An 18,277-nucleotide genomic window follows, 5' to 3' on the forward strand; every position below is an offset into this window, starting at 1 on the left:
AAAGCCTAGCTTGTGCGCTCGCCGGCTCGCGGCGGCTCCCTCGGCGGGGTGACGGCGCGACGCCGGACCAGGGATTTCAGTCGTTTGACCCGGCTCGAGATTTCCCAGCCGATCAAGGCGATCAGCGGCGACGCGGCCGCGACGGCGGCGAGCAGGATCTCCTCGACCGGCAGACCGGCGATGTGGAGGGCGATCATCGGACCTCCCGTTCGACCTGAGCGGTCACCGAGTGTAACGGGGATCTTCGATCCGGTAAACGGCTCGCCTCCTGCGAGTGCGACTCCGGCGACTCATAGACTTCACCGGTGATCACACCAGGCCGGCGGGCGAAGCGCATGTCCGCCGGCCGGGGTCGACGTGCGGCTCGGGTACGTGGTGCGCGGGTCGCGGCGATGGCGAGTCTGCCGGTGCTGCCGCTGGCGTGGTTCGTGGCGTTGCAGGAGCATCCGCCCTGGATGCCGGGCGCGTATCTCGGGTATCTCCTGGTCGTCATCGTCGTACCGGGCACGATGTTCTGGCGGCGGCTCACCGGCGGGACCGGCTGGTTCACGACCGACGTCGTCCTGGGGACGGCCTTCGGACTGGCCGTCGAGGCGCTGCTCTACCCGATCGGGATGGTGTTCCGGATGCCGTTCGCGGCGCTGGTGATGCCGGCGCTCGCCTTCGGGATGTATCGGGCGCTGCCGCGCCGCGAGCTGCCCGAGCGGCCGACGCCGTGGTGGGCGACGGCCGGCGTGATGGTGGTTGTCGGCGTGGTGGCCGCGTGGTTCGTCCGCGTCGGATCGCAGCTCATCCCGTTGAACGGCCCGAGTGCCCTGCGGCCGAACTCGGACGCGCCGCACAACCTCGCACTGGCCGCTGAACTGACGCACCACTTCCCACCGAAGGTCCCGTACGCCGATGGCCGGTGGGTGACCAACCACTGGGCCGTGTACGACCAGATCGCCTCGTCGCATTGGCTCACGAACATCCCTCTCGACGTTCTGACGCACCGGATCGCGCCGTTCGCCTGGATCCTGCTGACCGTGCTGGGTGCGGCAGCCGTCGGCATGCTGTTCACCGGCCGCGCTGTCGCAGCGCCGATCGCAGCTGGGCTGACCGTGGTCGCCGGGGACCTCACTGCTTGGCCGTGGGCCGTGTCTGACCGTGTCCTCACCGAGAGTCCGTTCTCGCTCGGTCAACTGACCAATCCGCCGCAGGCGTTCTCCACAGTGCTGTTGCTGCCGCTCATCGCGGTCACCACCCTGCTTCTGCGCCGCAAGCCCGGCCAGACGCGAGGGCAGTTGTTCCGGCTGTTCGTCACGGCCGGCGTGCTCATCGCGGCCCTTGCACTCACGAAGGCGACCACACTGCCGGTCTACGCCGCCGGACTGGCTGCAGCGTGGATCTATCTGACTGTCCGCGCCGGGCGTCTCAACCTCCGCGCGCTGGTGCTCGGCGTGAGCGTTGCGGCGGCGTACGTGCTGACCTTCTTCGTCGTACTGGGCGGCGCACCGTCCAGTGTGCTCTTCAAGCCGGGTACGACGTTCGACCAGTTGGCCGACCGCATGGACGGCGGGTCAGCAGTCGCGGTGATCGGCGCCGTGGTCGTGCTCGGCTGGGTCATGCCGGCTGTTGGCGCGCTGTTGATCAGGCGACGCGTGCATCGCGATCCGATGCCGGTGTTCCTCGTCGCCGGCTTCCTTGCCGCGATCGTGGCTGCCGCGGTGCTGTCCGACGACGGCCTGACTCAGCTCTTCTTCGTGCGCACCGGCTTCATCTACGGCGTTCTGCTGGCCACCTGGGGTCTCGCATCGCTGGAGCGCCGCCAGTTCGCCATCGCGGCCGTCGCACTCCTGATCGGGGTCGCCGCGATCTACTGGGGTCGCTACCGGTCGGAGGACACGTGTGCGTCGGCCAACTGCTTCGGGCAGGGCCCTGTGGTCGCACTGGTGATTGCAGCGATCGGCATCGGCGTCTTCGGGCTCGTCCTGCGCGGCTCACGGCGTACCTGGGCTCTCATCGCCGTCGCAGTACTGCTGGGGACGACGGTGTCGCCGACAGTGGTGTCGTTGCGGACATTCGCCACCCCACCGCTGACGGAGTACGAGTCGATCGCACCGGGCGGGATCGACGCGGCCCGGTTCATCCGGCGGAACTCGGGGTCCGACGACCTGATCGCCACCAACCTGCACTGCCACCGCGCCCGCGCCTCGCACTGCCTCACCGGCTCCTACTGGATCTCCGGGTACGCCGAACGCCGGGTGCTCGTACAGGGCTGGGCCTACCAGACCAGAGTGGACGACACGTACCCGGACGGCGTACAGAGCAAGTACTGGGACGAGGAGACGCTCCGGCTCAACGACGAGGTGTTCACCGACCCCACGCGCGACAAGCTGGAGACACTGCGGACCAAGTACGGCGTGCAGTGGCTGCTGCTGGACGAACGCGTCAGCGCACCGCCGAAGGACCTGGACCGCCTGACAGAGCTCCGCTTCCAGTACGGCTCGGTCCGCGTCTACCAGCTCTACCCACCGCCGCCGGCGAACCCGTTCCCGTCCCAGAGCCCATCACCCACGGGTACCCCGTCGCAGACGCCGGGCTTCCCGACCGGCACACCTGGCTTCCCGACGTCCCCTGGCTTCCCGACGTCCCCTGGCTTGCCGACCGGCAGCCTCCCGACCGGCAGCCTCCCGAACGAGAGCTTCACGCCGTCGTTCCCCACCGGCCCGGTCCCGACGCAGATCACCACCACGCCGGGATTCCCGAGCCCCTGAGCGTCAGCGCAGGATCACAGCTGGGATCGCCACGCTCTGGTTGGAGAGCCGGTCCAGTGCGGTCACCGTGTAGATGTACGCCTTGCCCGGTACGGCTGTGGTGTCCAGGTAGGACTCCGTCGATCGGATCGTGGCGATCAGGTTGCGCGCGTCGTTGTCGGGACAGTGGTCGCCAGCGGTGAGCTCACGACGGTAGACGGCGTACGACGTGGTGTCGGACGACGTACGGCGCCACGCGAGCTCCACACCGTCGTCCGTACGAGTGGCCCGGACAGCGTGGACTGGCAGGGGTGCACGCGAGTCCAGTGAAGGCATGGCCGGGATGAGCGCCGGCCGGGTGTACCAGGTGTTGTTGACCAGTGTGGTCGCACCGAGGCGATCAGCGCGGACGTCCTTGGCGGAGAAGTAGATGTTGCCCTTAACCTCGGGGATCGTGCTGTCGAACGCCAGGTGGTCGCTCAGCTCGACCGGGTCCATCCAGTCCGGCGACTGGGTCGACGTACCGACCTTGTACGTCGCCTCACCGATGTAGAGGTGGACGTCGGTGCCACGGACCTGGTCGGCCCACCACGGGACGATCTTGTTGTAGTCGGCCGCGGCGAACCCACCGGCCCAGTAGACCTGCGGGACGATGTAGTCGATCCACTCCTCGCGGACCCACTTCCGGGTGTCCGCGGCCAGGTCGTCGTACGTCTGCACGCCGGCGGTGGTGTCGGAACCTTCCGGGTCCGTTGCCTTGTTGCGCCAGACCGCGAAGGGCGAGATGCCGAACTTCACCCACGGCTTGGCGGCCTTGATCCGGTCGCCGAGCTCCTGGATGAGCAGGTCGATGTTGTTCCGCCGCCAGTCGGCCAGCGTCGAGAAGCCGGCCCCGTACTCGGCGTAGGTTGCCGCGTCGTCGAAGACCTGCCCGGCCACCGGGTACGGGTAGAAGTAGTCGTCGAAGTGCACGCCGTCGATGTCGTAGTTCGACACCGCGTCCATGATCGCGTCCTCGACCAGCTTGCGGGCCGCCGGGATGCCGGGGTTGTAGTACAGCTTCCCGCCGTAGGTGACGACCCAGTCCGGGTGCTGCCGCGCGGGGTGCTCGGGGACGAGGGTGTTGATGTCCGTGCCCATCGAGAGCCGGTACGGGTTGAACCAGGCATGCAGCTCGAGGTTGCGCTTGTGCGCCTCGGCGACGGCGAACGCGAGCGGGTCGTAGCCGGGGTTGCCGCCCTGCCGGCCGGTCAGGTATTGCGACCATGGCTCGACCTTGGACGGCCAGAACGCGTCCGCGGTCGGACGCACCTGGAGGATGACGGCGTTGTGGCGCTGACGGACCGCATCGTCCAGCCAGCCGATCAGCTCGGCCTGCTGCTGCGCCGCGGACAGCCCGGTCCTGGACGGCCAGTCGATGTTCACCACCGAGGCCACCCAGGATGCACGGAACTGCCGGAGCGGTGTCTTCGCGTTCGGCGCGCAGCGCGCGTCGTCCGCTTGTGCCGGCGCGGCGGACGCCGTACCGGACAAGCCGCTCAGCAACAGACCTGCCGTCACTCCGAGGACGCCCATGACTCGCCAGACTCTCATGTCACTCTCCGACCATCTGTAGCGATGAACTCGAAAGATGTTTACACATCGAGCCGCTGGAGAGAAGACGCTAGGTTGGGTACATGCTGCGCAGAGCCACGGAACACGATGTCGACACGATCCGGCGGTTTCGGAATCAGCAGGCCAATCGCGACGCCAGCATCACGTCCCACGAGATCAATGCGGACGAGCACGCTGCGTGGTGGGCGAAGGCGTCGGGGGACCCGACGCGCCGGGTGCTGATCTACGAGCGCGCCGGTACGACGGCCGGTGTGGTGAACTTCTTCGACATCGAAGGATCCACTGCCGCCTGGGGGTTCTTCCTCGACGCCGACGGCCTGGCCGAGCGGGGTGAGACCCTGCCGGCCTGGATCGAGGTGATGCGCGATGCGTCGTCGTACGCGTTCGACGACCTCGGCCTCGATGTGCTCACCGGTGAGGTGCTGGAGCACAATACGGTGGTGCGGCAGATGAACCGGCGGTTCCGCTTCACCGAGGGGACGCCGGAGCAGCGGTACGCCGACGGCCGCGAGATCACCGTAATTCCGATCAGCCTGCGCAGGCAGGACCGAAGAAACGACCGCAGTCAGGGGAACAAACAGTGACCACGATCGAGATCGGCGGCGTGCCGGTCGGTCCGGACCACCAGCCGTTCGTCATCGCAGAGATGTCCGGGAACCACAACGGCGATCTCGAGCGGGCGAAGGACATCGTCCGGGCGATCGCGGAGTCGGGTGCGCAGGCGCTGAAGCTGCAGACCTACACCGCGGACACGATGACGCTCGATGTCGACCTGCCGGCCTTCCGGTTGCCGGCCGAGCACGAGTTGTGGAGCGACGCGCGGCTGTACGACCTGTACCACGAGGCGCACACGCCGTGGGAGTGGCACGAGCCGCTGTTCGAGCTGGCCGCGTCGCTCGGGCTGGTCGCGTTCTCCTCGGCGTTCGACCCGACCGCGATCGACTTCCTGGAGGGGCTGAAGGTCCCGGCGTACAAGGTCGCCTCGAACGAGATCGGCGACCTCCCGCTGGTCCGCGGCATGGCGGAGACCGGCAAGCCGCTCATCATCTCCACCGGCTCCGCGACGCTGACCGACATCGACGCCGCGGTCCGCGCGGCCCGCTCCACCGGCAACGAGCAGATCATCGTCCTGTCGTGTACGGCGAGCTACCCGGCACCGCCCGAGCAGTCCAACCTCCGCGCGATCCCGGTGCTCCGCGACGCCCTCGGCGTACAGGTCGGCCTCTCGGACCACACCATGGGGATCGGCGCAGCCATCGCTGCGGTCGCCCTCGGTGCCACCGTGATCGAGAAGCACGTCACCCTCAAGCGCATCGACGGCGGCGTCGACTCCGCCTTCTCCCTGGAGCCGGCCGAGCTCGAGTCGCTCGTCGAGGGCACGCGCGTCGCCCAGCTTGCGCTCGGCGAGCCGGTCATCGGCCCGAAGCAGGCCGAGCAGAACGTCCTCCGCTTCCGCCGCTCCCTGCACGTCACCCAGGACGTCAAGGCCGGCGATGTGGTCGGCCCGGAGAACGTCCGTTCCGTCCGCCCCGCCGGCGGCCTCGCCCCGGACGCCTTCACCCAGGTCGAGGGCCGCCCCTTCCGTACCGACGCCAAGGCCGGCACTCCCCTGACCTGGGACCTGCTCTGACCTGAGACCTGCTCTGACCGGCTACCGCACCTCGACGTGCAGCGTGCCCGCATGTGGACGTACGGCGAGAACGTTCGCGCCGCGGGAGATCGTCAGCGGTAGCCGGCTGGACAGGAAGGGCTCGCACTGCACCGCGTGCGACGAACCGTCCGGCGTTGTCGCGAACAGGATCCAGTCCTGCGCCGACTGGGTCGGAATCAGCGCGTCGAGGTCCACGACCGCCGCCCAGCCGTCGTCCGAGATGGTCTGGCGGCAGGCCACGTCGACATGATCGTCGGAGTCGGGCAGGTAGCGCCGCCAGGCGAACTCGACGTCACCCCAGTCGGGGCCGCGCACCATCAACATGTTGCCCGCAGCAACAGCGGCGGTCGCCGTCGTCCGGATCGGCGACTCGTGCAGGTTCACGTACCCGCCGGTGGAGCGCGTCAGCATCACCGCCCGGCCGCTCTCGGCTCGCGAGACCAGGCGGTCTCCGGCCGTCCACAACAGCACCTGTTCCTCACCCTCGCGACCCCGCAGCCGGAACGCCCGCGTCGTCCGCTGAGTGAAGGGTTCGTCCGGATTCGTCTCCTCGATGATCGGCCGGATCGGCAACCGCGCGGTGAAGTCGCGCCCCTCGACCTCCAGCGGGACCTCTTCCTCGCCGCCCGCCACCGGCCGGGTGACGAACAACGACGGCTGGTCGAACGACGACCGCCCGTGTAGCACCAACGCATCCGGTGTCTGCTCGACCGATGTCAACCGGCACGGATCCGACAGCCGCCGGACAGCGAACGCATCGTCCCTGCCGGGACCTGGCTGAATCCAGTTCGTCTCGTCGATCCACGCCCCCGGCGGCCACCCCGGGCTGCCCGGCCCTTGCCCGCGTAAGGTGTCCCGCCGCCGAACACGACCCGACCTCATCCGTACGTCGAAGTGCGCCGGACCAGCCGTGCACTTGACGAGCAGTTCGCGACCCAGCAGTACCTCGAACCCGACCAACGCCGTGTCGCCATGCAGGTCCGTCGTGAGATACCGCCGTACCCGCAGGGGATACGACTTCCCGGCGATGACGAGCGCGATCCGGAGGCTCGAGGATCGTTTGGTCGCCAGATGCCGGATCTCGGCCGTCCCCTTGACCGACAACTTGCCGCCGACCCAAGCCACCTCGCGCACGGTCGTCGCCAACGTCAGATCCTCGTCCGACGCCTGATACAGCTCTAGCGGTACGGCGGCCTCACGCACACCCGGGTAGTCGAGCTGCCAGCTCCGCGAGCGACGTACCGCACGCACGTCACCGACCGGTCCGCCGTCGCTGCGGTACTGCGCAAGCCGCCGGAGCAGCCCGACATCGCCGGCCCGGAGCGCCGCGTATTGCAACCGGTCGAAGCGTGGTGCTTCGTCGAGCGCCGACTGGTCGAGCCGATCGAGCAGCTCATGGGTGAGCCCGAGAAGCTGCTGCTCCTCGTCCGCGGGCACAGTACCGAAGGCCGACAGCACCGCGAGCAGGTCGATCTGGGTGAAGTGCGCGTGCACCCGCCGGCGGATCGACGGCAGCGCGCGATCGGCCAGGTCCATCACCATCTCCGCCGAGACGACCCGGTCACGGATGTTGCCGAGCTGGAACTTCTGCTGGGTGATCGAGTCACCCGACTCGCGCTCACGCCAGAAGTACACCGGGGCGGCGAGAGTGTCGACGGTGACCGCGTCGAGGTGCGCCTTCAGCGTCACCGGATAGTCCTCGTAGCGGATCGCCGGGAAGCGGTAGCCGTACTCGTTCCAGAACGATCGCCGGTAGACCTTGTTCCAGACCATCCGGTCCAGCACGAGCTCGGGCGTCTCCGACACGTGGGTGGCGAGGCGGTCGCGGGTGAAGCACTGCCGTTGGAGGTACGACGGCCGGACGCCGTAGCTGTTGTTGAACCGCCGAGCGTTGCCGCCGGCGAAGTCCGAGCCAGTGCGGTCCAACGTCCGGACCAGCAGTCCGAACCCGTGCCGCGTGACCAGGTCATCACTGTCAACGAAGGCGACGTACTCGCCGGTGGCGTGGTCGGCCCCGGTGTTGCGTGCGGGCCCGAGTCCGGCGTTGTCCTGCTGGACCAGCCGGAACCGGGAGTCCCGGCTGCAGAACTCCTTCGCCACCACGGTGCTGTCGTCGAAGGAGCCGTCGTCGACCAGGATCGCCTCGAAGTCGGCCCAGGTCTGCCGGGCGATCGAGTCCAGACACTCGCCGATGTACTCACCGACGTTGTAGAACGGCACCACCACGCTCAACCGCGGCTTCACGGCTAGCGCTTTCGCACGCGTCGAACGACCTTGCGCGCCACCACCCGCGGCTTCCGGATCTGCGCGGCGTGGAACACCACCCGGGACAGCGCGTACGAGCGGGATCCGCGAAGGCGATCGTGGTCCGCGGTCGCCTTCTGCAGCTGGGTACGGAGTTCGCGGATGCGGTTCTCCCGTGTCTTCATCGCCTTGTTGCGGAACCCGAGCGTGCGCTCGAGACCGAAGACGTGCCCCCTCAGCTCGAACAGCTCCTGCCGCGCCCGCTCACCATCCGCCAGCGCGGTGCGTACGTCGGCAGCGGAATGCTCACGAGCCTCGAGTACGCCGGCCAGCGCGGCAGCCAACTCCTTGCCGCGAGCAACGTGTCCGGCCGACGCCGGTGGGGTGTCGGGTGAGGTCGCCTCCACCGGCTCCGGGAGTTCGACGCCGGACATGCTCATCCAGGTCGACACGAGATCGTCGCCCACCATCCACGGCGGCCACGGGTGACGTCGGTGCTGACCGATCAACCGCTCGTGGAACCGATACCAGGCAGCCGCCAGCAGGTCCGCGCTGTCCGTCGACTCCTCAGTCACCCACGGCGAAACCCCAGAAGCAAAGGTCTCCCCGTCGACCACCACGTCGTCCCACCGAAGGACGACCGGCGAGTCTGCGGCCCACTCTCCGAGACACGCAGCCAGCTTGCGGAAGGCCGGCACGTCTTCAGCCGCAGCCAGACGGATCAGGACGGACTCCACCGACGTACCATCCGGCACCGTGGAAGGTACGAGCGCAGGGTCGAAGCGGAGTCCGTCAACAGGTGAGCCTCCACCGGCGATCGAGGTTTGCCAGCCGGTCGGGGTCTTGTCTGCGGTGAGGACGGACGGGCCGGTCTGGGCGTAGAGGTCGTGCTCGGCGTGCATGCCGCAGATCGCGATCCAGCCGGTGGGAATGGCAGACAGCAGACCGGCCCGAGCGGCCGAGTCGACGCCGTCGGCGATCGGCGAGAGCACCGGGACAGCGGCCGCGTCCAGGGCATCCACGGCCAACCGCGTGGGCAGCTGCCCCGGCCGCGCAGCTGCGGCGACGTCGGCGGCCACGAACGTCCGCGAGCCGAAATCGGCGTACAGCTGTGCGGTCCAGGGCAGGGCGGACGCGAGCTGATCGACCGACACCGGGCGGGTCGGGTCGTCGTGCAGCGGACGCCACTCGTCGTCACCGTGGCGCTGGTCGGCCGGACGGCTGTCGAGCAGGTTCAGCAGGGAGAACTCGTTCTCGAGAGCGAGCACGACCACCGCGTCGGGAGCAGCGAGTGTCGCCAGAGCCTGGAGCCGCTCGGTCCAGCTGAGGTCGGCGCTGTCGTAGCCCAGCACCCGGTCGAGACCGTCAGTGGCAACGACCACCTGGAACGGCTCAGCCTGCAGACCGTCGAGAGCGCCGGCCACGACCTGCAGACGATCGCCGAACTCCGCGGCCAACCCCTCGGCGTCCGACACGGACCGGACCAGAACCGTCGTGTCGGCCGCACGGTCGAGGATCGCCGAGATCAGCGGGCGCGAGTGCGGGCCGACGATCAGCGTACGGCGGTCGCTCGGAAGCGCGTCGGCCAGCAGAGCTGCCAGGGCCGGGCGGTGGCCGGTGCTGTCGGTCCACGGCTGCATCTCACCAAGGACCACCTGCAGGTCAGACACGCTCTCTCCAATCGAACAGCATCCGCAACTCGGCGGGCGGCATCATCCAGGGCTTGCCCAGCTCCAGGTCGGTCGTCGCCCGAGCGGCTTCCAGGTCGATCGACTTGCCGAGCATCTCGGGCCACAGCCGCTCGATCCGGCTCTGCCCACCGAACAAGGGGTTCTCGCCTTCCATCTCCATCGGGTCGCCGTACACCGCCGGTTCGCAGCCGGCCGCGACGCCGTAGAAGATTGCCGTCGACAACCGGTTGGCGGCGACCCGCTTGTGCCGCCGCAGCTCGTCCAGTTGCTTGAACAGGAAGCGCCGCTCGGTGCCCTCGTAGGAGAACCCGCGCCGCCCGAAGGACACCACCCGGAAGCCCGCGTCCTCGTAGTACGCGCGGACTTCGGGACGGTCGTACTCGGTGTAATAGAGGCTGAAGGTGACCGGGCCAGGCTCGGTCTCGCGGATCTCGTCGATCAGCCGCTGATGGTCGCCGAGGATCTTGCCGCCCTCCCAACCGTGGAAGAGGAACCACAGCGTGCCCTCGCGCTCGACCGGCTCGGCCTGCTCCAACTCCTGCAGATACAGGAACGGCGCCCCGATGCTGTGGTAGTTCCGCCGGCCGAGCGCGTGCCCACGCCGCCGCGGTGCGTCGCTCCAGGTGAACCGCCAGGCGCCGTCGTAGAACTCGTGCACCGGGTTCCAGCCACAGCCGATGTTCCAGCCGTGCTGCAGATATCCACGCAGCCTCGGCGGGTGGTCGAAGTCCAGGCCCGCGTAGCGAGCCAGGATGTGCGTCTGACCGTAGTAGTGATTGTGATGATGCATCAGCGCACCTCCACGTGCAGAGTGCCGGCATGCGGGCGTACGGCGAGAGCGTGGGCACCGCGGGAGATCGTCAACGGCAACCGGCTGCACAGGAAGGGCTCGCACCGCACGGCGTGCGTCGAGCCGTCAGGCGTCGTCGCGAACAGGATCCAGTCGGCCAGCGATGCCAACGGGTCCACCGACACCTTCACCGCGACCGCCGGGACCAACGCGTCCAGGTCGGCGGCCGCCTCCCAGCCGTCATCGGACAAGGTACGGCGGCAGGCGACGTCCAGGTGATCGTCGGAGTCGGCCATATAGCGCCGCCAGCTGAACCCGACGTCACCACCATCGCACCCGCGCACGACCAACATGTTGCCGATCGCAACGGCATGCGTAGCCTCCGTCCGGATCGGGGCCTCGTGCAGGTTCACGTATCCACCGGTGGACCGCGTCACTGTCACCACCCGGCCGCCCTCGGCGTACGAGACCGCGGACTCCCCGGCGGTCCACAGCAAGACCCTCTGCTCTCGCTCGGGATCACGGAGCCGGAGTACACGCGTCGTCCGCTGGCCGAACGGGTCGTCCGGATTCGTCTGCGCCAGAAGATCCTCGATCGCCAGCCGGGCAGTGAAATCGCGCCCGTCGACCTCGATCGGAACCTCTTCGTCGCCACCCACCACCGGCCGGGTGACGAACAGCGACGGCTCGTCGAACGACGACCGGCCGCGCAACACCAGCGCACCCGGCTCCCGCTCGACCGCCGTCAACCGGCAGGGATCCGTCAGCCGCCGGAGGGAGAAGCATCCGTTCTTGCCCGGCCCGGGCTGGATCCAGCTCGTCTCGTCGATCCACGCACCGGGCGGCCAGCCAGGACTTCCTGGTCCCTGCCCACGGAGCACGTCCCGCCAGACCCGCCGCCCGGACTTCATCCGTACGTCGAAATGCGCCGGGCCGCCCGTGCACTCGGCGAGTAGTTCGCGGTCCAGCAGTACCTCGAACCCGACCCTCGTCGTGTCGCCGTGCAGGTCCAGCGCGTCGCACCGGCGTACCTCGAGCCGGTGCGGGACATCGTCGATGACCAGCGAGATCTGCAGGCTCGAGGAGGGTGCGGTCTCCAGATGCCGGACCTCCGCGGTGCCTCTGACCGACAGCTTCCCGTCGGCCCAGGCCACCTCACGCACACTCGTCGCCAGGGTCAGATCAGTGTCCGGGACCCAGTAGAGCTCCTGCGGTACGGCGGCCTCGCGCAGGCCCGGGTATCTGTAGTCGAGCAGCCATGGCCGCCGCGGGCGCGGCACTGTCCGCGCACCGCCGCGAAGCCCGCCGTCGTTGCGGAACAGCGCGAGCCGCCGAAGCAGTTCGACATCACCCGACCTGAGCGCGGCGTGCTGGATCCGGTCGTACCGGTGGGTGGTCGCCAGAACCTCGTTGTCGAGCCGGTCGAGCAACTCCCGCGAGAGCTCGACCAGGTGTTGCTCCTCGTCGGCAGGCACAGTGCCGAACGCGGACATCAGGGTGAGCAGGTCGATCTGGGCGAGGTGCGCGTGCACCCGGCGGCGGATCACCGGCAGGCTGTCCTCGACCAGGTCCATCACCAGACCCGCTGAGAACACCCGGTCGCGGATGTTGCCGAGCTGGAACTTCTGCTGGGTGATCGACTCGCCGGACTCGCGCTCGCGCCAGTAGTAGACCGGAGCGGTGATCGTGTCCACCGTGACCGCGTCCAGGTGCGCCTTCAGGGCGACGGGGTAGTCCTCGTACCGGATCGGCGGGAAGCGGTACCCGTTCTCGGTCCAGAAGGATCGCCGGTAGATCTTGTTCCAGAGCATCCGGTCCAGCACCAGCTCGGGCACCTCGGACACGTGGGTGGCGTACCGCGCGCGGGCGTAGGGCTGCCGGTGGAGCCACGACGGCCGGACGCCGAAGCTGTTGTTGAACCGCCGGGCGTTGCCGCCGGCAAGGTCCGACCCGGTCCGGTCCAGCGTCCGGATCAGCGCCTCGAAGCCGTGCCGGGAGACCAGGTCATCGCCGTCGACGAACGCCAGATACTCGCCGGACGCCAACCCGATGCCGGTGTCCCGGGCCGGCCCGGGGCCGGCGTTGTCCTGCTGGACGAGGCGGAACCGGGGGTCACGGGAGCAGAATTCCTTCGCGATCACCGCGCTGTCGTCCGGCGACCCGTCGTCGACCAGGATCGCCTCGAGATCGGCCCAGGTCTGCCGGGCAATGGAGTCCAGGCAAGCGCCGATGTACTCACCGACGTTGTAGAACGGCACCACCACGCTCAACCGCGGCGTCACTCCGGCAAAACTCCCCTCGCTGCAGCTGGGTGTGCCCCCCAAAAGCACTGTCTACGTAGCGGCAACGAGGTGAACGGTCAGAAGGTTATGCACGGGCTCGAATCCGTAGATCTACGAGCTCGGTACTCCGCTGACGGCCATGCGGCGGGGCCGACACGTTGACGTGATTGGCGTTTGGCCCTCTTCACACCCCAAGATTTGGCTATGGAGGCAGCCGAGATCCGCAAGCTCGCCGCGCTCGAGCACAAGCACTGGTGGTATCGCGAGCGACGCAGAGTGCTCGCCCGCTCGCTCGACGTGCTCGTGAGGACCGGCGAGAAGCCGGGCCGGGCGCTCGACATCGGCGCAGCCGGCGGCGGGAACACCAGGGTCCTGCGTGACCGGGGATGGGACGCCACGGCGCTGGAGTACGGCGAGGAGGGAGCGGGGGTCGCGCACGGGCGCGGCCTGCCGGTGATCCGCGGCGACGCGATCGCGCTGCCCATGGCCGACGACGCGATGGACCTCGTCGTCGCGTACGACGTGCTCGAGCACATCGAGGACGACAAGTCCGCGGTCCGCGAGATCGCCCGGGTCCTTCGGCCCGGTGGCACCGCCTTGGTCGCCGTACCGTGCGACATGGAGCTGTGGAGCGAACACGACACCGCCGTCGGACATTTCCGCCGGTACGACCGGGACGGTCTGCTGAACTTGCTCTCCTCGGCCGGCCTGCGGATCGAGGAGGTCAGGTCGTGGAACGTTCTGCTCCGGCCGGTGGCGGCCTGGCGGCGGAAGAGGAGCACGGGCAGTGACCTGGAGGACCTGTCCCCGCTCGTCAACCTCGGTCTCACCGCGGTCATCGCCGCTGAACGGTACCTGCCTGTCGGCAAGCTGCCCGGCGTGTCGGTGCTGGTCCGCGCCCGGCGGCAGGACCCGGTAGTGGACATCCCCTGATCCGCAAGATCCTCGAGAGCGACGCCTGATGCTCTCCAACGGCCCTACGGAGCGGCAACGAGGTGGATCGTGAGCATGTTGTGCACCGGCTCGAAGCCATAGCGAGTCCAAATTCGCTGGATGCCCGTCTGGTGTGCCTGGGCGGAGACGACTAGCCGCCTGGTCGTGCAGGCGTCCTCGATCGCGGCGAGCAGATGACCGTACCGGCCCCGGCCCTGCTCGGCCGGTACGACGCCGGCCAACTCGATCTCGGTCCAGGAGCTCTGCTGGTCGATCGCGGCCAGCGCCAGCACCCGCCGGTCGGGACCACGCAGCACCACCACCCCGGTGTCCGCGATCCGCCGCCGGGCCCAGTCCTGCCGTCCGGCCAGCGCGCGGGAGCGGTCGAACACCGGATTGGCGCAGTAGTGGTTCCCGGAATCGCCGAAGATGTCCGCGACCAGGTCGTCCACCTGCTCGTCGTCGGCTGACTCCTCGATCCGGATGGTGAATCCGGCCAGGGGTGCGGGCCGCCGCCCCTTGCCGACCGCGAGCGACCAGTACACGACGGTGTCGGCCAGCAGCGCCCGGCGCGGACCGCTCGCCAGCGCGGCGAACCAGGTCGTCTCCCGTGCCGGATAGCGCAACACGATGACATCGGCCGTCGACCTCTCCACCGCCGCGAGCACCTCGCCGAGCGTCGTACCGGCCGAGGCGGACACCGACATGCGGTCGATCGAGACGCCGAACCGCTTCGCCGCCTCCACGGACGGCCGCACAGCCAACTCACCGGCCTCGAGCGCGTCGTACCAACTCATCAGGGATGGAGCTTAGGGCATGTCCTTGGCGGGTGCCTCGACCGGCTCGGTGACGGTGTGGTGGCCGGGGTCTTCGAGGCTGTCGTAGCCGACCAGGAACTGCGGCCGGCGCTGACTCGACTGGAACAGGCGGGCGACGTACTCCCCCAACAGCCCCAGACACAACAACTGGATGGCACCGATCACGCTCACCGCCAACACCGTCGACGTCCACCCCGGAACACTCCGCCCGGTCAACCTGACGACCAACGCACCAACCACGAACAACATCGACATCGCCCCACCCAGCAACCCCAACCAGGTCGCCAACCGCAGCGGCGCCGCCGAGAACGCCGTCACACCGTCGAACGCCAACCGAACCATCTTCGACACGGTGTACTTCGTCGCCCCCGCCGCGCGCTCCGCACGCACGTACTTCACCTCAGCGCTCGGAAACCCCAGCCACGGAATCACCAGCCGGAACACCCGGCCGTCCTCCGGCAACGCGTTCACCGCATCCACCACCCGCCGCGACACCAGCCGGAAATCGCCCGCATCGAACGGGATCTCCTTGCCGACCAGCCGGCACATCAACCGGTAGTACATCCGGGCCGTGGTCCGTTTCGCCCACGAATCACTCGACCGGTCCGACCGCACTCCGTACACCACATCGACGTCCTGCTCCCGCACCGCCGCCAGGAACTCCACGATCACCTCCGGCGGATCCTGCAGATCGGCGTCAATCGTGACGACGAACTCACCCCGCGCCCGCCGGAACCCCGCCGACTGCGCGGCCTGGTGACCGCTGTTGCGCAGCAGCCGTACCACTCGTAACTGCGGCCAGTCCTTCGCCGCCTCCAGCAACAGGGCCGCAGTCGCGTCCCGGCTGCCGTCATCCACCACGACCAGCTCGTAGGGAACCCCCAGCCCATCCAGCAGCGGATGCATCCGCTCGAAGAACATCGGCAGCACATCCTCCTCGTCGTACATCGGCACGACGACGGAAAGCACCGGCTGATCGGATCGCATAACAGACCTCCGGTTCGGGAGATTACTCGAAGACCGCTCCCCTGCCCCAGACCAGCGGATCACCGTGCCAGGGCGCTCCGGTGACACACTCCGCGTTGGTGACACGACAGGCTTCACATTGAGGCCGAGGTTACGGCGCGCAGGGTGCTCAACACATCGGCGAAGTGTGGCCCAGGAGTGGTCGGGGGTTCTCGATGGCCGACAGGCAGGGTGCATATCGGGTAGCGTCTGGCCATGACGGATGGACGCAGTACGGCGCAGTCGACGGATTGGTCCGCGCTGACCGAGCGGACCCTCGCGGAAGTCAAGACCTGTGCATCGACCTACCGGCCGACCAATTTCTGGGATTTCGGACTCGACAAGATCCTGCATGACATGGACACGCTGGGACTGGAGAAGTTCAAGTCGTGGCCGACCTCCGGGGCGTGGTTCTATCCGCGCTACGGCAACGGCTTCAGCAACGCCTCGATCGGCGTGGCCTACGAGGCGGCGCTGCAGGCCAACCCGAGAGCGAACAAGAACTGGGTCACCTCGGCGCTGAACGGCGCCTTCGAGGCCCGCCGCGACTACGACGTCGCCGGCATCCGCTGGAACCAGGACCGCTGGCCGGCGAACCTCAACGACTTCGGCGAGAGCCCGGTCGGTACTCCGCCGCAAGCGTACGGGCTGAGCCTGACCGAAGGCGTGCGGTTCGGGCGGCCGTACCTCAACTACCTGATCGTGATGGCGGCCCTGTCGAACCACGTCGACACGCCGCCGAAGAGCTTCCTGGAGATCGGCGGCGGTTTCGGCGTCCTCGGCGAGATCGTGATGTCCCGCGACCCCGAGGCCAGGTACGTCGACATCGACATCCCGCCCCTGGTCACGGTCTCGTCGTACTACCTGACCGAACTGTTCGGCCGCGACCGGGTTCAGGTGTACGACGGCTCGATCGCCGGGAGCGGGCCGATCGAGGTGAAGGGATCCGCGGTGATCCCGAGCTGGCGGCTCGAGGACGTCCAGAGCGACTTCGACGTGTTCGTCAACTCGTTCTCGTTCCAGGAGATGGAACCCGAGGTGGTCGACAACTACATCGACAAGGTGTGCGCCAAGGGCGTCAAGTACGCCGTCTCGCTGAACTCCAAGCTGGGCACCGTCAAGGCTCAGAAGGCCGGCGAGTGGGGCTCGCTCCAACCTGTCACGTCGGCGGACATCCTCAACGGTTTCGAGAAGCGCGGCTACACCCTGATCGGCCAGTACGGCGACCCGCTCGTCCACGGCGGCCGCCAACTCAACGTCCTGAAGAGAAACTGACGCAACCGGCTCTCGGAGTGCGGGTCGGCCAGACCTGTACTCCGAGGCCCTGGACGTGACGATCTACGAGTTCACGTGAGGGCGAGCAGAGCGTCGGCGACCCGCCGGCGGCCCTGACCGTCGATCAGCCGCCAGCCGGCGGCTGCCAGGCGAGCGCGTTCGTCGGCGTCGGTGAGGAGCCGTTTCAGCACCGTTGCCGCGGCGCCAGGGTCGCGTTCGAGCTCGGACAGCACGCCGATGCCGGCCGCCGTACCCGTGCCGATCGCCCGCTCGTAGCCCACCACCTGGTTGTCGACGACACACACCAACCCGGCCGTCGCCCCGAGACACAGCAGTTCCCAGATCGACGTACCCGATGCACTGATCGTCAGGTCGGCCGCACACACCTCCGCCGCCAGCCGGTCCGTCGGCCCGATCACGTCGACCCGCTGCCACTGTGCCAGCTGAACCGCCGCGATCCTTGCGGCCAGCTCCCCACCCGGCGCGACCACGGTCGCCTGGAACGGTACGCCGGTCGCCGCGAGTGCTCGGACAACGTGCGGCCCGGCCCCGAACGCGTCTGTGCCGCCGAAGAACGCGAACACCTTCGGTACGGCGTTCGCCGCCGGCCGGACCGTCGGCACCGCGGCCGGGCGCTGCTCGAGGATCTCGTCGCGGATCAGCACGTAGTCCAGCCCGGCCAGCCGCACCGTACCGTGGGGCAGCTCCGGGTGGTCCAGCTCGGCCGCGAGGTTCTGGTCCACCAGCACCTCCGCCTCGGCACCACGGAACTCACCGTCGACGAGGGCGAGCGCCGGCATCCCGGTCGCCCGCACTGCCTGATAGACCGGCCCGGCGAGGTCGTAGGAGTCGAAGATCACCGCGTCCAGCTCCAGCCGCGCGAACAGGTCCACGTGCTCGGCGGCCGTCCACACGGCCGGCTGCACCGCGATGCCACGGGCCGCGATCTGCGCCGCCGCCCACGGCACGGTGTGCGCGTCACAGGCGAACACCACGTCGACCTGGCGCCGCCGCAACTCCTCCGCCAGCGCCAGGCACCGCATCACGTGCCCGACCCCGCGCTCCGGGCCCACATCACACCGAATCCCGACCCGCTTCACGCCCCGACCGTATCTGTTCACCCGTTTCCACCGGTGGCCGGTGGGTGATTCTTCGCACTTGTGGAACCCTCTGATCGCCCCGGACTGCGATCTGGATTGAAGCTGCCGCGGCCGGGGCAGCTATTGTTCGGACTGCACT

14 protein-coding genes are annotated in these 18,277 nt (G+C 68.5%); 5 read left to right on the forward strand and 9 right to left on the reverse strand.

Annotated elements, in window-relative coordinates; translation table 11 throughout:
* Positions 1-5: 5 nt before the first annotated feature.
* Positions 6-197: a hypothetical protein gene (locus AB0I34_RS10300; RefSeq protein WP_360442611.1), complete on the reverse strand. Its 192-nt coding sequence runs from the start codon at positions 195-197 to the stop codon at positions 6-8.
* Between the two features lie 108 nt (positions 198-305).
* Here AB0I34_RS10300 and AB0I34_RS10305 point away from each other — a divergent pair, with 108 nt between their 5' ends.
* Positions 306-2,756, forward strand: coding sequence for a hypothetical protein (locus AB0I34_RS10305; RefSeq protein ID WP_360442614.1), 2,451 nt, complete (start codon positions 306-308; stop codon positions 2,754-2,756).
* 3 nt (positions 2,757-2,759) lie between these two features.
* On the opposite strand, the gene AB0I34_RS10310 is transcribed toward AB0I34_RS10305, so the two are convergent.
* Positions 2,760-4,328, reverse strand: a complete 1,569-nt coding sequence (locus tag AB0I34_RS10310; RefSeq protein WP_360442617.1) for a family 10 glycosylhydrolase — start codon at positions 4,326-4,328, stop codon at positions 2,760-2,762.
* 83 nt (positions 4,329-4,411) lie between these two features.
* Here AB0I34_RS10310 and AB0I34_RS10315 point away from each other — a divergent pair, with 83 nt between their 5' ends.
* Both AB0I34_RS10315 and pseI read left to right on the forward strand, forming a co-directional pair.
* Positions 4,412-4,933, forward strand: a complete 522-nt coding sequence (locus AB0I34_RS10315) for a GNAT family N-acetyltransferase (protein WP_360442620.1) — start codon at positions 4,412-4,414, stop codon at positions 4,931-4,933.
* A complete protein-coding gene (gene pseI / locus AB0I34_RS10320) occupies positions 4,930-5,979 on the forward strand; it encodes a pseudaminic acid synthase (protein ID WP_360442623.1) in 1,050 nt (349 codons plus the stop codon). Before AB0I34_RS10315 ends, pseI begins: the two co-directional genes overlap by 4 nt.
* A gap of 21 nt (positions 5,980-6,000) precedes the next feature.
* Here the strand turns inward: pseI and AB0I34_RS10325 are convergent, their stop codons facing one another.
* Genes AB0I34_RS10325 through AB0I34_RS10340 form a run of 4 tightly spaced genes read right to left on the reverse strand, consistent with a single transcriptional unit; the run spans position 6,001 to position 13,007 of the window.
* On the reverse strand, positions 6,001-8,244 hold the full coding sequence (locus tag AB0I34_RS10325) for a glycosyltransferase (protein WP_360442626.1): 2,244 nt from the start codon (positions 8,242-8,244) through the stop codon (positions 6,001-6,003).
* Positions 8,245-8,246: 2 nt separating this feature from the next.
* Positions 8,247-9,914 carry a hypothetical protein gene (locus AB0I34_RS10330; protein ID WP_360442629.1) on the reverse strand — a complete coding sequence of 556 codons (1,668 nt, stop codon included), beginning with the start codon at positions 9,912-9,914 and terminating at the stop codon, positions 8,247-8,249.
* On the reverse strand, positions 9,907-10,725 hold the full coding sequence (locus AB0I34_RS10335; protein ID WP_360442632.1) for a hypothetical protein: 819 nt from the start codon (positions 10,723-10,725) through the stop codon (positions 9,907-9,909). Before AB0I34_RS10335 ends, AB0I34_RS10330 begins: the two co-directional genes overlap by 8 nt.
* Positions 10,725-13,007 carry a glycosyltransferase gene (locus AB0I34_RS10340; RefSeq protein ID WP_360442635.1) on the reverse strand — a complete coding sequence of 761 codons (2,283 nt, stop codon included), beginning with the start codon at positions 13,005-13,007 and terminating at the stop codon, positions 10,725-10,727. Before AB0I34_RS10340 ends, AB0I34_RS10335 begins: the two co-directional genes overlap by 1 nt.
* Positions 13,008-13,211: 204 nt before the next feature.
* On the opposite strand from AB0I34_RS10340, the gene AB0I34_RS10345 reads away from it, so the two are divergent.
* Complete coding sequence (locus AB0I34_RS10345) at positions 13,212-13,940, forward strand: methyltransferase domain-containing protein (RefSeq protein ID WP_360442638.1); 729 nt, start codon at positions 13,212-13,214, stop codon at positions 13,938-13,940.
* A gap of 44 nt (positions 13,941-13,984) precedes the next feature.
* Here the strand turns inward: AB0I34_RS10345 and AB0I34_RS10350 are convergent, their stop codons facing one another.
* Together AB0I34_RS10350 and AB0I34_RS10355 are read right to left on the reverse strand one after the other, a co-directional pair.
* A complete protein-coding gene (locus AB0I34_RS10350; RefSeq protein ID WP_360442641.1) occupies positions 13,985-14,737 on the reverse strand; it encodes an N-acetyltransferase in 753 nt (250 codons plus the stop codon).
* Positions 14,738-14,749: 12 nt separating this feature from the next.
* On the reverse strand, positions 14,750-15,745 hold the full coding sequence (locus tag AB0I34_RS10355; protein WP_360442644.1) for a glycosyltransferase family 2 protein: 996 nt from the start codon (positions 15,743-15,745) through the stop codon (positions 14,750-14,752).
* Positions 15,746-15,979: 234 nt separating this feature from the next.
* Between AB0I34_RS10355 and AB0I34_RS10360 the strand changes: the two genes are divergently transcribed.
* A complete protein-coding gene (locus AB0I34_RS10360) occupies positions 15,980-17,038 on the forward strand; it encodes a putative sugar O-methyltransferase (RefSeq protein ID WP_360442647.1) in 1,059 nt (352 codons plus the stop codon).
* 71 nt (positions 17,039-17,109) lie between these two features.
* Here the strand turns inward: AB0I34_RS10360 and AB0I34_RS10365 are convergent, their stop codons facing one another.
* A complete protein-coding gene (locus AB0I34_RS10365) occupies positions 17,110-18,138 on the reverse strand; it encodes a spore coat protein (RefSeq protein WP_360442650.1) in 1,029 nt (342 codons plus the stop codon).
* Positions 18,139-18,277: the final 139 nt, after the last annotated feature.

The sequence above is a fragment of the Kribbella sp. NPDC050281 genome (genome assembly GCF_040655855.1).
GTDB lineage: Bacteria > Actinomycetota > Actinomycetes > Propionibacteriales > Kribbellaceae > Kribbella.

Excerpts from the sequence above, each read along its gene's own strand:
- AB0I34_RS10300 (WP_360442611.1), bottom strand. The coding sequence starts at position 197 with ATGATCGCCCTCCACATCGCCGGTCTGCCGGTCGAGGAGATCCTGCTC.
- AB0I34_RS10310 (WP_360442617.1), bottom strand. The coding sequence starts at position 4,328 with ATGAGAGTCTGGCGAGTCATGGGCGTCCTCGGAGTGACGGCAGGTCTG.
- AB0I34_RS10315 (WP_360442620.1), top strand. The coding sequence starts at position 4,412 with ATGCTGCGCAGAGCCACGGAACACGATGTCGACACGATCCGGCGGTTT.
- AB0I34_RS10335 (WP_360442632.1), bottom strand. The coding sequence starts at position 10,725 with ATGCATCATCACAATCACTACTACGGTCAGACGCACATCCTGGCTCGC.
- AB0I34_RS10345 (WP_360442638.1), top strand. The coding sequence starts at position 13,212 with ATGGAGGCAGCCGAGATCCGCAAGCTCGCCGCGCTCGAGCACAAGCAC.
- AB0I34_RS10350 (WP_360442641.1), bottom strand. The coding sequence starts at position 14,737 with ATGAGTTGGTACGACGCGCTCGAGGCCGGTGAGTTGGCTGTGCGGCCG.
- AB0I34_RS10355 (WP_360442644.1), bottom strand. The coding sequence starts at position 15,745 with ATGCGATCCGATCAGCCGGTGCTTTCCGTCGTCGTGCCGATGTACGAC.
- AB0I34_RS10360 (WP_360442647.1), top strand. The coding sequence starts at position 15,980 with ATGACGGATGGACGCAGTACGGCGCAGTCGACGGATTGGTCCGCGCTG.